A 15,461-nucleotide genomic window follows, 5' to 3' on the forward strand; every position below is an offset into this window, starting at 1 on the left:
CACGAGTAAGTCTTGGTAAAGGTTAGTTTAATTGATTTGGCAGCAGTTTACGTCCCAACTGGATATTATCTTGATAATTAATCGGGATATCAACAACCACAGGACCATCCGTATGAAGTGCCTGCTGCAATACACTTTCCAGTTCTTCAGGAGAGTGCACGCGTAATCCGGTGGCCCCGAAGCTTTCAGCATATTTCACTACATCAACATCTCCAAATTTTACACCGGAAGTTCTGCCATATTTAATCTGTTGTTGAAATGCGACCATGTCATAGGTACCATCTCTCCATACGATATGCACTAGCGGAGAGTTAAGACGTACAGCGGTTTCGAGCTCCATGGATGAAAACAGAAATCCTCCGTCTCCAGAAATAGAAACGACTTTTTGACCGGGGTTGACGAGTGTGGCAGCAATCCCCCAAGGCAGTGCTACGCCCAACGTCTGCATTCCGTTGCTGAATAGAAGGCGCCGCGGTTCATACGAACGGAAATATCGTGCCATCCAAATGTAGTGTGAACCAACATCACAGGTGACAGTGACATTATCGTCGATCAGGCTGCGCAGTGTACGAATAAATTGTAATGGATGAATCAGATAATCGTGACTGTGTACAGGAACAGCTTCTTGCTCGTTTAGATCATGACGAAGACGATTTAATTGGTCGCAGGAGGCTTTAGGTAGCTTTAAGGTAGGCAATTCTTCTGCAAGGCCACTCACAATCAGGGCTATATTCCCGATAAGCTCGTGATCAGGTTGATAATCATGATCAATATCTGCTTGATGATCATCCAGATGAATAAGGGTTCGGTTCGCAGGAATATTCCAGTTTTTTGGATCATATTCAATAGGATCATAGCCAATCGTCAGTACCAGATCTGCCGCTCCAAGAAGCATGTCACCCGGCTGATTATGGAACAGACCGACTCTCCCAAAATAGTGGCTTTCCAGCTCCCGGGAAATGGCTCCAGCGGCCTGAAAGGTTTCAACCACAGGCAAATCCGTGTTTCGAATCAGTGCACGGATGGCTGCTGTAGCTTCGGGTGTGCTGGCTTTCATACCGAGAAGGAGTACGGGCAGCTTGGCTTTTTTGATTTGGCCTGCAACTTGTTTGATGAGCTCGGCGGGTGCGGTTCCAAGCTGGGGAAGGGAAACCTTCTCAATGGCGGTTACTTCGGATGACGAAGTCAACACGTCCTGCGGCAGACTGACAAATGTGGCTCCAGGCTGGGCTGAGGTCGCAATCCGAAATGCATTAGTAATTGCTTCCGGTACACTATCAGGATGTTCTACTTCTACACTGTACTTGGTGATGGGTTCGAAAAGTCCGGCGTTATCCATAGATTGATGCGTGCGTTTCAGGCGTTCTGATCTTGGGACTGCACCAGCAATGGCGACGACAGGATCACTCTCTGCATTAGCGGTGACAAGTCCTGTCGCCAAGTTAGACGCGCCTGGACCGGAAGTAACAATGCATACGCCCGGTTTACCTGTTAAACGACCGACCGCTGCTGCCATAAAGGCGGCATTTTGTTCATGACGGCATATGATCAATTCTGGACCCCGATCTTGAAGAACATCAAAAACAGAATCGATCTTGGCACCTGGAATGCCAAAAATATGCGTAACCCCTTGCTTGATCAAACAATCGACAACAAGGTCGGCTCCTTTTGTATCGGATTTGGTTTTAGTTTTAGTTTGAACAGCTTGAACTTTGGTACTCAATGCTACCACCTCTTCTTTTCATCTTTGAAATAAACCAATGAAATACTTTCAATGTAAAACAATGGATGTATATTACAATTATAATGCAATAACTGGTATTTTCAAGAAAGAAATTTTCTGAAAAAAAGAGAAAAACACATAAAACGTTTTCAAAGTTTGATTTATCGGGGAAAATTAAAAATTGTAGAAATTTCTTTTGGTATCAGCTATCGGGAAAATATAGAACAGATCTGCTCCAAATGGCAGTAGGCCATTTTTTTTATTCGCTCACATGATAAAAATCACTTTCGTCTACAAAGGATAGCGGTTACAATGTAATTGTTGTTAACGTAAACATTAAATTTAAAGTGAAGTAATCCGGCTTGAAATGATGTGCAGGTATCGTATTACAGCTATATCATCTTGCCTAATCACGAGATCTGCTATGTGGTGGAGAATGCTATTATTGAAAACGAGTACAGTACAAGCATTTTTGTTAACGTTAACAATTTGTTGAGAAACACGATTATAGAAGGGATGAGAAAGTAATGACTAAAGCGTTTTTAGACGAAAACTTTTTGTTGAGCAATCCAACGGCTGAAATCTTGTATCATCAGTACGCCAAGGATATGCCGATTATTGACTATCATTGTCATTTAAGTCCACAAGAAATTTATGAAAATAAAGCGTTCAAGAATATTACGGAAGCTTGGTTGTACGGAGACCATTACAAGTGGAGACTTATGCGGGCCAATGGGGTTGAGGAACGCCTGATTACGGGGGATGGCGAAGATTATGACAAGTTTATGGCTTGGGCCAAAACCGTACCTACACTAATCGGCAATCCGCTGTACCATTGGACGCATTTGGAGCTTCAACGCTTTTTTGGTGTCTTTGAGCTGCTGAATGAACAGAACGCACCAGTGATCTGGGAAAAGGTAAACCAAAAGCTGCAGGGAAAAGGCTTTGGCGCACGTGATCTGATTGTGAACTCGAAGGTAACTGTGGTGTGCACCACGGATGATCCGACAGACCATCTCGAATACCACAAACAAATCAGCAAGCTGACCGATTTCCCAGTCGCAGTGTTGCCAAGCTTTCGTCCCGACAAGGCTTTGGAGATAAATCGCGAAACTTTCCGGCCTTGGGTGGCTCGGTTGGGTGAAGTCAGCGGACTGGATGTTTCTGGCCTGGAAGGATTTTTGAATGCGCTGGCGAGCCGGGTGCGCCATTTCCATGCTGCCGGAGGCCGAGTATCTGATCATGCGCTGGATACTGTAGTCTATGAAGAAACGACACGGGAGGAAGCTGCAGCCATATTCAATAAGGCGCTGGAGGAAGGCCATGTGACTCCTTTAGAGGAGGCGAAATATAAATCGTACGTTCTGGTTTTCCTTGGCAAACAGTATGCAGAACATGGCTGGGCTATGCAATACCATATCCACGCACTGCGTAATAACAACACTACTATGTTCCGTCAATTGGGACCGGATACAGGCTACGATGCCGTAAATGATGGCTCTATCGCTCGTCCATTGGCGGCATTGCTGGACGCACAGGAGCTGGCAGGAGGATTACCGAGAACCATTTTGTATTCGCTTAATTCGGTTGATTATCCAGTACTGGCAAGTCTCGCGGGTTGTTTCCAATCCGGTGGAAATGTGGGGAAAATCCAGTTTGGCACGGCATGGTGGTATAACGACCATATCGAAGGTATGCAGGAGCAGATGAAGTTGCTGGCTAACTACGGGGTGCTGTCCCGCTTTATTGGTATGCTGACGGATTCCCGCAGCTTCCTCTCCTACACACGCCATGAATATTTCCGCCGTATACTCTGTGACTTAATTGGAACGTGGGTTCAGGAGGGTAAGGCGCCTGAGGATCTGGAGCTGCTCGGAGCCATGGTACAAAACATTTGCTACAACAACGCCGAGCAATATTTTAATTTCCCAACGGTTGTTCATAGTAAGTGAAACTACGCCCTAAGGCGAGGACTCACTAACTTCATAAGAAAGGGCTCTTACCGGGAGCTTGTTTCAAAACTCCCGGTAAGAGCAATTAAAAATAAAATAGTTATCAACTGAGGATTTTGCAAAATCCAGAACTAATTTTGTGAAATTAATTACAAACAAAGAGGAGTGTGTAGGTATGGGAGTGCCTATCGTGCAGGAGAACGTCCAAACTGACAACAAGACAGGCGAGCATATTAGCCTGAAAGAAAAGATTTCGTATGGTATGGGTGACTTTGGAAACGGATTCATGTTTGATTTGGGGCAGTTGTATTTGCTGAAATTTTTTACAGATGTAGCAGGGGTTTCTGCAGGAGCCGCCGCAGGCATTTTCTTGGTCAGCAAGCTATTTGCCGCCGTCTGTGATCCCATTGTCGGGTCCTTTGTTGATTATCGCAAACATATCGGTACACGTGGAAAATTTAGACCTTTTCTTATTGTTGGAAGCGTTATCCTTGCAATTCTTACGGTTCTAACCTTTATATCGCCGAATATTTCACCCACAGGAAAACTCATTTACGCCTATGCGTCCTATATGATCTGGGGGATCGGCTACTCTATTGTAAATATTCCATACGGCTCGCTAGGTGCCGCTATTACACAGGATACTCATCAGCGTGCTTCATTGTCATCTTTCCGTCAGGCGGGATCGCTGGGCGCATTATTCGTCACCAGTGTCGTTGTCATGCCGCTTATTTTACTATTTCCTAACCACCATGTTGGCTATCCGGTTGTGATGGGGATTATGTCACTCATTGGTGTGATCGCTTTCATCATATGTTACCGAGGAACGAAAGAACGTATTATTAGCCAGTCCGGGCCAAAAGAGAAGCTATCTATAGGCGTTATTGTGCATACTTTTACGAATAACAAGCCTTTGCTGGTGCTCGTTTTGATGACGATTTTCACTATATCCGCGTACAATATTAAGTCCGCTCTGCTGATCTATTTTGCCGAATATAACTTGGGGCATGTAGAGTTAATGGCTTATATGAATTTTATTATTATCGGTTCGTCGCTACTGGGTGTATTGTTCCTGCCCAAGCTGGTACGGCGTTTCGGTAAACGAAAAACAGCCATACTGGGGATGCTGGTTAGTGTCATTGCCGACTCCATTAACTTTTTTATGCCTTCAAATGTATACATTTTCACAATCTTGGCCAGTATTTCGTTCATTGGTATTAGTATTCCTAACGGGGTGACCTGGGCATTCGTGTCCGATATTATTGATTATGGCGAATGGTCATCCGGGGAGCGTAAGGAAGGGATTACTTACTCGTTATTTAACTTTTCACGTAAGTTGGCTCAATCCTTGTCTGGCTTTCTATCGGGTATTGGACTAGCGCTCATCGGGTATGTTCCGAATGTGGTTCAGTCCTCTGGAACCCTGCTTGGGATCAAAGCATTACTTTGTCTCTATCCGGCTGTTGCCCTGGCTTTGGCCATGCTGGTCATCGGTAAAATGTACAAGCTGACGGACAGCAGACATGCAGAAATGGTTCAAGAATTACAGCGTCGACATGCGGACAACCGCGTATAATTTGTGAAAGTCTTCTTTTCCGGGCGGCTCCTGTGGTATGGTGGGTATATAATTTTTTTAGAGCCTCACTAAGGAAAGGATACGTATATGGCAGCTACCATTAAAGACATTGCCAAATTGGCTAATGTTTCCCATACAACCGTCTCCCGGGCGCTCAATAACAGCCCGCTGATTAAAGAAGATACGAAACGCAAAATTATGGAGTTGGCAGAGCAACTCAATTACATTCCAAATTTTAATGCCAAAAGCCTAGTTCTCCAGCGCTCGCATACGATTGGCTTGTTTTTCACCAGTATTTCAGAAGGCACAAGCTCCAGTTTTTTTGCCGATACCATCCGCGGTGTTAATCATGTCATTGGGGTAGATTACAATCTGTTTGTGCGAGGAATTGACGATTACGCTGATTTTTCGGCCATACACCGCAAGCGTTTTGATGGTATCATTCTGATGAGCCAGAGCGAGGCGGACAACCCTTTTATTTATCATGTGCTCGGTCAAGGCATTCCGCTTGTTGTTCTGAATCGGCAGGTGTCCGGGGCGGGGATTGTAAACGTGATTTCTAATGATAAAGAAGGGTCCTATGAAGCGGTCTCCTTTCTCGTTGAAAGTGGGCATGAACGCATTGCGATCATCGAAGGGGTAGAAGGCTTCAAGTCTACCCAGCAACGCCGCGAGGGTTTTATGAATGCGTTGATTGATAGTGGTAAGCCCATTCGACATGAATATATCGTGCAAGGTCATTATGATACTGAAAGTGGTAGCCAGGCAATGAAGCAATTGCTTTCCTTGCAGGAGCCGCCGACAGCGGTATTTTGCTCTAACGATGATATGGCTATTGGGGCAATGAATGCGGTATTCGAAAACGGCTTGAAGGTACCAGAGGATATCTCTGTCATTGGTTTTGACGATATCGGGTTCTCAATGTATACGACTCCACCGTTAACAACAGTCAAAAGACCGATTGAGCAGATTAGCGAGCGCGGAGCCGCCTGCATTCTGGAACGAATTCAGTCACCGTCCAATGAGGGCGAGCTTATATTTATGGAGACCGCGCTCATGAAGCGGAAATCAACGGCAGGCAGACCACACTAAGTTTCGTTTGATTAACAGGTAGGCCAAAGGGGCAGAAACCATGCGAGACTTATGGTTTCTGCCCCTTTTAGGCTGAAATGCGTTCTGCTTCGTCTATATTTAACGAAAGAGATTGGTTTTAGCCAGTTCTACAATCTCGTCACCACGTCCGTTTAGCATCGCTTTCATCATCCACAGTGTAAATCCTTCTGCTTGTTTAAGATTAATTTTGGGTGGCATGGATAGCTCCTGACGGTTCACCACCACGTCTACCACAACAGGGCCATCATGAGCCAATGCTTGCTGAATGGCATCTTCCAGCATGGTCGGATCTTCAACCCGGATGCCCTTGAGTCCCATGGCTTGCGCTACAGCACCAAAATCAGGATTCACCAGTTCAGTACCGTTTTCCAGAAATCCGGCCGCTTTCATTTCCAGCTCGACAAAACCGAGAGCGCCATTATTGAAAACAATGACTTTGATAGGCAGATGATGCTGCTTCAGGGTGAGCAGGTCGCCCATCAGCATCGTGAGTCCGCCATCGCCTGAGAGGGCAATCACTTGTCGGTCAGGCTCAGTGGCCTGTGCTCCAATCGCTTGTGGTAACGCATTTGCCATCGTACCATGGTTGAACGATCCGAGAAGCCGGCGCTGACCGTTCATCTGCAAATAACGCGCCGCCCATACAGTGGGAGTACCGACATCACAGGTGAAAATAGCATTTTCCTGCGCGGCGTCACTGATGACCTTGGCGAGATATTGCGGATGGATCGGCGTATGACCTGGTTTACCGACAGCAAGGTCATCCAACTCCTGGCGTACCTTGGTATAGTGGGAGACGGTTTTCTCTAGATGCTTGGAATCATGCTCTGATGTTAAATGCGGTAGCAGCATTTCCAACGTGGCTTTTACATCCCCACATAAACCATACGTTAACGGAGTACGTCTGCCAAGATGGGCTGGCTCTATATCTACCTGTAGGACAATCGCATCTTCAGGGTAAAATTGTCTGTAAGGGAAGTCTGTTCCGAGCATAAGTAGGACGTCACAATCCATCATCGCATGGTACCCGGAAGAATACCCGATCAGTCCCGTTAATCCAGCATAATAAGGGTTGTCATACTCCAGATATTCCTTGCCTCGCAGAGCGGATACCATGGGGGATTTTAACTTGTCACATAGCTGCATGAGCAATTCATGAGATTGTGAACAGCCGGCGCCGCATAGTAGCGTAATTCGTTTGCCTTGATTCAAATATTCGGCCAGTCGGGAAATTTCGGAAGCTGACGGATGCACTACAGGTGTAGTGGGATGGTAGACATGTTCAGGGACGGGTACCTTTTCCGCCCCCAATGCTGCTACATCACCGGGAAGAACAATGACGGAGACACCTGAACGTGAAACTGCCTGTTGAATGGCCATGGTCACCGTTCTGGGAATTTGACGCGGTGTCGTAATAACTTCACAGAAGTGACTGCATTCTCCGAAAAGATGTTCAGGATGCGTCGCTTGAAAATATTCGCTTCCGATTTCGTCGCTTGGAATGTGAGCGGCAATAGCCAGTACAGGCACACGATTGCGGTGACAATCATATAAACCATTAATCAGATGCAAATTTCCGGGACCACTGCTTCCGGCACATACAGCAATGCTGCCACTAAGGTCAGCATCCGCTCCGGCTGCAAAGGCAGCCACTTCTTCGTGCCTTACATGAATCCATTCGATTTGACCATTGCTGCGAATGGAATCCACCATATTATTTAGAGAATCTCCAACAATGCCATAAATCCGCTTGACCCCTGCATTGACCAAAACTTGTACAATAGTATCTGCAATTGTCTTCATAGATGTTCCTCCTGCCTAGTAAGTAGTGTTATCCTGCCCGTGCTTTCTTGCGTCTATTCTCCTGAAAAGTATATAAGGACAAGGTCTCGGATAGGGTGATAGTTAGCCTTAACCGTCTTGGCTCAGCAGCGAAACAACAGAAAGAGGTCCATATACTTGCTGGTTGTTATGCAAAACTCTTATGTTAACGTGTTCATATTATTGTCATTATTATTTTTATAAAGTAAAAATGTTGAGAAAACTATTTTGTTAACGTGTGCATTATGCTAAAATAACGTTGAAATCATTATGGTAATAGTGGGAGGATACTCCGGATGAAAAAAGTAGATGCATTAGATCAATTAAACAGAAAAAGCTTTATCGTTACAGACCCGCATCCTGTGAGGGTGATGCAATTCGGGGAAGGGAACTTTCTGCGTGCTTTTGTAGACTGGCAATTTGACAAAATGAATAAGCTGGCAGAATGGAATACGGGAGTTGTGATTGTACAACCGCAGCCAGGAGGCCTCGTGGAGAAGCTTAACGAGCAGGATGACCTGTATACGGTTATTCTTGAAGGGATTAAGGATGGGAAGGCCATGAAGGAGCATACCGTTGTGGAGTGCGTCTCTCGTGGGATTAATCCGTACGGCTCGGACTTTTTGGAGTATGAAGCACTATCCCAAAAGCCGGAGCTGCGTTTTGTTGTGTCGAATACGACGGAAGCGGGGATCGCTTATGCCCCAGACGATCAGCTAGAAGATCGTCCGCAAAAGAGCTTCCCGGGCAAACTGGCTGCCTTTCTGTATAAGCGCTTTCAATTTTTTGGGGGCGATCAGAGCAAGGGATTGGTCATCATTCCATGCGAGCTCATCGACCGTAATGGAGACGCTCTCAAGGAAATCGTACTGAAATATGCGGACCAATGGAAGCTTGGAGCTGAGTTTATTGCATGGATAGAGGAAGCAAATACGTTCTGCAACAGTTTGGTGGATCGAATTGTACCTGGTTATCCCAAAGACCGAATTCATGAAATCCAAGCGGAATTGGGTTACAAGGACGATTTGGTTGTTGTGGGCGAACAGTATCATTTATGGGTTATTGAAGGGCCACAGTGGCTTAAAGAGGAATTGCCTGCTCATTTGGCCGGATTGAATGTCCTGATTGTCGACGATATGGCGCCATATCGTACACGGAAAGTGCGTATTTTGAATGGAGCACATACGGCGCTTACACCTGTAGCTTATTTATATGGCCTGGACACAGTGGGGCAGGCGGTTGAGCATGATATTATGGGCAGTTTTATCCAGTCGCTGATTCGAGAAGAAATTATTCCGACGCTGGACTCACCAGAAGCGGAATTAAATGTATATGCCGACGATGTTATTGAGCGGTTCCGTAATCCATATGTAAGTCATTATGTTATGAGTATTGCGTTGAATTCGGTGTCAAAGTTCAAGACACGGAACTTGCCATCCTTGCTCCAGTATGTAGAACAACGTAAGGAGCTGCCTGCCAAAATCGTGTTTTCACTGGCGTCCTTACTCGTATTTTACCGGGGTGATAGAAATGGCGAGTCGATTGCGTTGGCAGACGAAGCTGAAGTGTTGAGCACGTTTGGTGAACTGTGGAGTAAATATGACGGTACTCTCGCCGGGGCGAAGCAATTGACTGAGCGGGTACTCGGCAAGCAAACATGGTGGGGTCAAGATTTGAACCAGATCGAAGGGCTGGCTGAACAAACGGCACAGCACGTGTATGAAATTACAAGCAGAGGAATGAAGGAGACGCTCGATTCTCTAACCGGGAACAGCGTGCCCAGAGCATAAGCAAGGAGGAGACCGGAATGCTGGAATTCATTCAAATTCATAATCAAGATAACGTGGCTGTCGCCTTGCGTGATTACAAGCAGGGAGAAACACTGGCATGGGGAGCACAAGAAGAACAACGGGTGGAGCTAGCCGAGGATGTAGCACGTGGGCATAAAATCGCCTTGCAGGATGTACCTGTAGGTGGGCATGTTCTGAAATACGGATATCCCATCGGTCATGCCATTCAGCCCATTCAGGCAGGTCAGCATGTGCATACGCATAATACGAAGACGAACCTGACAGGCGTAGAAGAGTACACTTATAAGCCTAAGCCAGCTCCTCATTTATATGAACAGGAGAGTCGTACGTTTCAAGGTTTTCGGCGAAAGGACGGTCGTGTGGGGATTCGCAATGAGTTGTGGATTGTGCCGACGGTCGGCTGTGTGAACGGGATCGCTGAACTTATTTTAAACCGTTTCAAGCAGGAAGTGGGAGATATTTCACCTTTTGAAAATGCACTTGTGCTCAAGCATAACTATGGTTGTTCTCAGTTGGGTGACGATCATGCACATACGCGCACGATTTTGATCGATGCCGTGAAACATGCGAACGCAGGTGGCGTACTTGTACTGGGTTTGGGCTGTGAAAACAATGAAATGAAAGAATTTAAGGAAGCCATCGGGGAATATGATTCGGAGCGGGTAAAGTTTTTGCTTTCCCAAGATGTGTCGGATGAAGTAGAGGAAGGGGTAAGGTTGCTTCATGAAATTTTTGCGGCCGTGCAAGAAGATCGGCGGGAACCTGTACCATTGTCTGAGCTGAACATCGGCTTGAAATGCGGTGGATCTGATGGCTTATCGGGTATTACTGCCAACCCACTACTCGGACGATTGTCGGATTATATGGCAGCGCAAGGTGGAACAACGGTATTGACAGAAGTACCTGAAATGTTCGGCGCGGAAACGATTTTAATGGAGCGCGCTGCCGATGAGCAAGTATTTGGTAAGATCGTACATCTGATTAACGATTTCAAACAATATTTTCTGGATTACAAGCAGCCAGTATACGAAAATCCGTCACCGGGCAATAAAGCAGGGGGCATTACGACGCTGGAGGATAAATCACTGGGCTGTACGCAAAAATCCGGGTCTTCCACGGTCACTGATGTCATTCAGTACGGGGAACGTCTCAAGACCAAGGGACTCAACCTGCTCAGCGCGCCGGGCAATGATCTAGTGGCATCTTCAGCTCTCGCCGCAGCGGGCTGCCAACTCGTCATTTTCACAACTGGACGCGGTACGCCGTTTGGCTCCTTTGTTCCGACGATGAAGGTATCAACCAACTCGCCGTTATATAAGGCTAAACCTCATTGGATCGACTATAACGCCGGTTCATTGGTGGAGGATGTCAGTATGGAAGATGCGCTCCGCAACTTTGTCGATTACATCGTCGATGTAGCCAGCGGAACATGGGTGAACAATGAGAAAAACAATTTCAGGGAGCTCGCTATTTTTAAAAACGGTGTTACGTTGTAAAAGGCTGTAGTCTAAGGGAGGCGGAATTACTCCGCTTCCTTTTTTGTGTTTGTATGCTTCTAAATAGGCATGTTAGACTTACTGCAAAACATGCAATATCGATATTTAAATAAGGGGGAAGTACCGTGCAAAATGAAATTGTTGCTTATCGGGAAGAAAATCATGATCAACTCGTTGATATTTGGCAGCGGGCTGTACGCCGGACGCACACATTTTTGGCGGAAGAGGACATTCAATTTTATCATCATATCGTACGCAATGGTGTTTTAAGAGAACTTGAAGTTTGGATGGAATGGAATACAAGTCAAGAACCAACAGGTTTTATCGGGCTGGACGGATTAAAAATAGAGATGCTGTTTGTGGACCCTGAACACCATGGGCAGGGCATAGGCAGCCGACTCATCCAGCATGCTGAAAAAATAAAAGGGAAACACCTCAAAGTGGACGTGAATGAGCAGAACGAGAAAGCGTATGCTTTCTACAGACATTACGGCTTTGTACAAACGGCGCGTTCTGCACTGGATGGATCAGGTAGGGCATTTCCTTTGCTTCACATGGAATTGAACAAGTGAACGATCTACTTTCGTTGGTATTTTAAAAATGGAATATATTATCATAATGCACTTGTCATATGTTTGAATTCATGTTATAACTTAATTACGTAATAAATACGTAATTAAGTTATTTTTGGTTAAGGTTTAGAGCTTGCTTTTGTTTGGTGAATATAAAAAGTCAGACAAGGAGGCGGGAATAGTGGATGATCTTGTTCACTCCGACATCACAGATCTAGACACACTTGTCAACATGATTAAGCTGTCTTTTTCATTTGCGGACGGTGCCAATATGATTGCTTTATGCGACCGGCTGTATAGCCATGTCAACCAAAAGTATCAGGAATTGCAGCTCTACAAAGCGCGCAAGAAACCTATACAACCCATACATACCAAACGGCCGCTAGTCTACTACTACGGCTACAGTCATCTCATGAAAGGCATGGCTTTCCAAAAACAGGGCAAGTATGAGGCCGCTCGCGATTGCATCGAAAAATATGCAGAATTGGGCTGGTTTAATGGTCTTGATCAATATGGGGAAGCAGAGGTGGAATATTACCGCTATGCTGCCAGAGCTAATTTGTATGCCCTTGATATTTTGTCAGGCCATGCCGAAGTGTTGCAGGAATATATCCAATTTCTTCGTAACAATCCGGAAGAGCTGTTACCGGGGCTTCTTTCCATCGTTGAGGGAGCGTCGAGATACGACTATTCTTTAGAGGCTGTGCTGGAATCATTTGCCGAACAAATTGAAGGTTTTAAATATTTTGAAGAGCCTGTGAATGTATCTTATTATTTTCGCTTCTGCTATCAACTGGCTCTTTACTATATCAAGCAACAACAGTTTACGGTTGCGTTGGGCTATATCCTGCAATCTCTCATGCTGTCCGATACCCTGGGTATGGAACATGAACATGAGTTTAGGAAATGTACCGCTGTATTTGAAATTTTCAGATCCCAAGCTACAGCAACACAGCAAGACCAATATATAACTATTTTAAAAGGAGTGTTAAAGGATGAAAAAATTGATTTCACGCTCTCTGTCGCTCAGTCTGTTTAGTTTGCTAGTGTTTGTTACAAGTCATGATCTCATCACGGTGTTTTATCATGGAGCCAATCATTAAGAAGGCAGAAGTACAGTAGAAAATTAGTTGTTTTAGCAGGTAGGCAGTTGATTGGAAAATATGATGTGGAAGTACACCCAATAGCAAGTAAGCTCATTTAGGTCAGGGCTTACTTGCTATTTGGCGTATGATGAAGACCGATCATACCGTATATATAACGCGGTACATGTCCCAACAATATTTAAGCTGTCGTAGGTTTATGCAGCAAACCCTGTTCTGACGGATGCAATGAAATCCTTGTCTGTTGGTAAACCGGGAATGGTTCTTCCGTACTGTATGATCTGCTTTTTAACGCTGCATCCAGTGCCCGTAGCAAGGAACCTATAAATTGCTCTGGAGAAAAGAAAATGCTTTTTCCGACCATATGAATGTGAAGCTCGTTATGGTCACGGTTGCTTACGGACAGCAATATACCTTGACCTTGAAAACCCGTACCGATGGCGCGTATTTTGTTTATACCCGAGAGTAACATTTCCGTCTTCACCGCACGCCCCTGTTCCTCCACAAATACAGAAATCAGGCGTTTGTCTGTAACGATAACAATTTGGTTACCCCGAAATGTATGACTCAGGTGTAGAAAATCTTTATATACACCAATAGTCTGCTCATGCGGAGAAACAATCCCCATCCGTACAAACTCCTCCAGCTCAGTGACATCGGGTTCCTGATGATTTTTAATTCGTTTTTTGATACTGAACTGAATAGTCAGGATACCCAAGATAGCAATGAGAAAAGCACTAAGTCGGACGTTAAATATAAAGAACATCAGGACAATAAGGCCGCCTACTAACCACTGTCCCCAAGTTAGATAGCGCAGCTTTTGTTGTACCGTACGGCGATAATAACCGTAGCCCTTTCCCGGTTGATACTCTTTAGTAAACTTCGTCATACCACGCATCATGGTTAACCCATAGATTGATAAGACTGTCATCCCGAGTGACAGGAGCGTCATAAGCCATTCCTGAGCTGCAATGCCAACTAAAGTACACAGACCAAACATGATGAGCCCCGCCCAGCAAGCAAACTTTTTAATTCGAACCTGTTTCTGAATCGAACGAACCAATTCTTCCATTCTTAATCCTCCTGATCTAGGTATATAGGTAATGATTGGAATCACATATAGTCTTATCGTACCATCTGATAGTCTTTTTCGTAAATTAATAGATATGAAAATCCAAAGTATGGAAGAAAATTCTCGCCTATAGTCAGATCCCCACCTGAACTTTAGATACCAAAATCAAAAAATCCAGTACTACTCATACGAAGCAGAAGCCTTTAAAATAATAAATGTAAGTGCTTACATTACAAAGAAAGGAGGTCTTCGTATGAGTACAGGAGGGAAGAATCCGCAGCCACAGCCGCCGGTTCGATCGGGAAGAGGAGCATCACTAGCGCGCAAATGGGTTCAACAAAGACATTTGCAGACTATGGCGCTGCTTGGGGTGGTATGGATGATTATTTTCCATTACATTCCGATGTACGGTATTTTAATTGCGTTCAAACATTTTGACATCATTGGAACCATATCAAGCGCACCTTGGGCAGGGTTAGAGCATTTTCGGGCCTTTTTGGAGGATGATAACTTTTGGTACATTGTCAAAAACACACTGGGCATTAGCCTGCTCAAGCTGGCGATCGGGTTTCCGTTACCTATTGTATTTGCTCTGTTTTTGAATGAGATTCGGTCTACACGGTTCAAAAAATCTATTCAGACCATTTCGTACCTTCCGCACTTTTTATCTTGGGTCATTCTTGGCGGGATCTTAACGACGTGGCTGGCAGATACCGGGATGATCAATCAACTGTTGCTAGCCTGGGGGTGGATTGACCAGCCGATCAGTTATTTGGCAGAGCCGAGCTATTTTTGGGCTATCGTCGTTAGCTCGGATATCTGGAAAGAGCTTGGATGGTCAGCTATTATCTATTTGGCAGCCATGGCGGGGGTATCTACGGACATGTACGAAGCGGCCACCATTGACGGGGCCGGACGGTTTCAGAAAATGTGGTACGTCACACTTCCCGCTATCAAGGGGACCATATCCATTTTGTTTATTTTGGCGGTCAGCGGCATATTGAACTCCAACTTCGATCAAATTCTCGTCCTGCGTAACTCGCTGAATGAAAGTGCAAGTAATGTAGTTGATATTTATGTATATCAGGTGGGCATTCAGCAGGGCCGTTTCTCGTATTCTACCGCGGTGGGTTTGCTGAAATCGGTTCTTGCTCTCATTTTGCTGCTAATTGCCAATTCGGTGACCAAACGGGTGAATAATACATCCCTATTTTGAAGGAGG

Annotated in this window: 11 protein-coding genes; 8 read left to right on the top strand and 3 right to left on the bottom strand. The window is 45.3% G+C overall.

Annotation, left to right across the window (positions count from 1 at the left end; genetic code table 11):
* Window positions 1-22: 22 nt before the first annotated feature.
* Window positions 23-1,732, bottom strand: coding sequence for an acetolactate synthase AlsS (alsS, locus tag MLD56_RS10755; protein ID WP_029519073.1), 1,710 nt, complete (start codon window positions 1,730-1,732; stop codon window positions 23-25).
* Window positions 1,733-2,250: 518 nt separating this feature from the next.
* Here alsS and uxaC point away from each other — a divergent pair.
* The 3 genes from uxaC to MLD56_RS10770 all read left to right on the top strand — a co-directional run bounded on the left by uxaC (window position 2,251) and on the right by MLD56_RS10770 (window position 6,343).
* Window positions 2,251-3,675, top strand: coding sequence for a glucuronate isomerase (gene uxaC, locus MLD56_RS10760; protein ID WP_029519075.1), 1,425 nt, complete (start codon window positions 2,251-2,253; stop codon window positions 3,673-3,675).
* A 175-nt stretch (window positions 3,676-3,850) separates the two neighbouring features.
* Window positions 3,851-5,251 carry an MFS transporter gene (locus MLD56_RS10765; protein WP_029519077.1) on the top strand — a complete coding sequence of 467 codons (1,401 nt, stop codon included), beginning with the start codon at window positions 3,851-3,853 and terminating at the stop codon, window positions 5,249-5,251.
* Window positions 5,252-5,338: 87 nt separating this feature from the next.
* Entirely contained in the window at window positions 5,339-6,343 is a 1,005-nt protein-coding gene (locus MLD56_RS10770; protein ID WP_029519078.1) for a LacI family DNA-binding transcriptional regulator, read from the top strand.
* 99 nt (window positions 6,344-6,442) lie between these two features.
* On the opposite strand, the gene poxB is transcribed toward MLD56_RS10770, so the two are convergent.
* Window positions 6,443-8,167, bottom strand: coding sequence for a ubiquinone-dependent pyruvate dehydrogenase (poxB, locus tag MLD56_RS10775; RefSeq protein WP_029519080.1), 1,725 nt, complete (start codon window positions 8,165-8,167; stop codon window positions 6,443-6,445).
* A gap of 314 nt (window positions 8,168-8,481) precedes the next feature.
* Between poxB and MLD56_RS10780 the strand changes: the two genes are divergently transcribed.
* The 4 genes from MLD56_RS10780 (at window position 8,482) to MLD56_RS10795 (ending at window position 13,103) form a co-directional block, all read left to right on the top strand.
* The gene (locus tag MLD56_RS10780; protein WP_029519081.1) at window positions 8,482-9,975 is read left to right on the top strand and encodes a tagaturonate reductase; all 1,494 of its coding nucleotides are present in this window, start codon (window positions 8,482-8,484) and stop codon (window positions 9,973-9,975) included.
* 17 nt (window positions 9,976-9,992) lie between these two features.
* Window positions 9,993-11,492: a UxaA family hydrolase gene (locus MLD56_RS10785; RefSeq protein WP_029519082.1), complete on the top strand. Its 1,500-nt coding sequence runs from the start codon at window positions 9,993-9,995 to the stop codon at window positions 11,490-11,492.
* 125 nt (window positions 11,493-11,617) lie between these two features.
* Window positions 11,618-12,064, top strand: a complete 447-nt coding sequence (locus tag MLD56_RS10790) for an acetyltransferase (RefSeq protein ID WP_029519084.1) — start codon at window positions 11,618-11,620, stop codon at window positions 12,062-12,064.
* Window positions 12,065-12,245: 181 nt separating this feature from the next.
* Window positions 12,246-13,103 (top strand): hypothetical protein, encoded by an 858-nt coding sequence (locus MLD56_RS10795; RefSeq protein WP_029519086.1) that lies wholly within the window; start codon window positions 12,246-12,248, stop codon window positions 13,101-13,103.
* Window positions 13,104-13,348: 245 nt separating this feature from the next.
* On the opposite strand, the gene MLD56_RS10800 is transcribed toward MLD56_RS10795, so the two are convergent.
* Complete coding sequence (locus tag MLD56_RS10800) at window positions 13,349-14,239, bottom strand: hypothetical protein (protein WP_029519087.1); 891 nt, start codon at window positions 14,237-14,239, stop codon at window positions 13,349-13,351.
* A gap of 253 nt (window positions 14,240-14,492) precedes the next feature.
* Between MLD56_RS10800 and MLD56_RS10805 the strand changes: the two genes are divergently transcribed.
* A complete protein-coding gene (locus MLD56_RS10805; protein WP_029519088.1) occupies window positions 14,493-15,455 on the top strand; it encodes an ABC transporter permease in 963 nt (320 codons plus the stop codon).
* The last annotated feature ends 6 nt before the right edge of the window (window positions 15,456-15,461 follow it).

This window comes from Paenibacillus peoriae (genome assembly GCF_022531965.1).
GTDB classification, from domain to species: Bacteria; Bacillota; Bacilli; order Paenibacillales; family Paenibacillaceae; genus Paenibacillus; species Paenibacillus polymyxa_D.

What these genes read in the sequence shown, in the direction of transcription:
- uxaC (WP_029519075.1), top strand. Translation starts at nt 2,251, where the DNA reads ATGACTAAAGCGTTTTTAGACGAAAACTTTTTGTTGAGCAATCCAACG.
- MLD56_RS10765 (WP_029519077.1), top strand. Translation starts at nt 3,851, where the DNA reads ATGGGAGTGCCTATCGTGCAGGAGAACGTCCAAACTGACAACAAGACA.
- MLD56_RS10770 (WP_029519078.1), top strand. Translation starts at nt 5,339, where the DNA reads ATGGCAGCTACCATTAAAGACATTGCCAAATTGGCTAATGTTTCCCAT.
- poxB (WP_029519080.1), bottom strand. Translation starts at nt 8,167, where the DNA reads ATGAAGACAATTGCAGATACTATTGTACAAGTTTTGGTCAATGCAGGG.
- MLD56_RS10780 (WP_029519081.1), top strand. Translation starts at nt 8,482, where the DNA reads ATGAAAAAAGTAGATGCATTAGATCAATTAAACAGAAAAAGCTTTATC.
- MLD56_RS10785 (WP_029519082.1), top strand. Translation starts at nt 9,993, where the DNA reads ATGCTGGAATTCATTCAAATTCATAATCAAGATAACGTGGCTGTCGCC.
- MLD56_RS10800 (WP_029519087.1), bottom strand. Translation starts at nt 14,239, where the DNA reads ATGGAAGAATTGGTTCGTTCGATTCAGAAACAGGTTCGAATTAAAAAG.
- MLD56_RS10805 (WP_029519088.1), top strand. Translation starts at nt 14,493, where the DNA reads ATGAGTACAGGAGGGAAGAATCCGCAGCCACAGCCGCCGGTTCGATCG.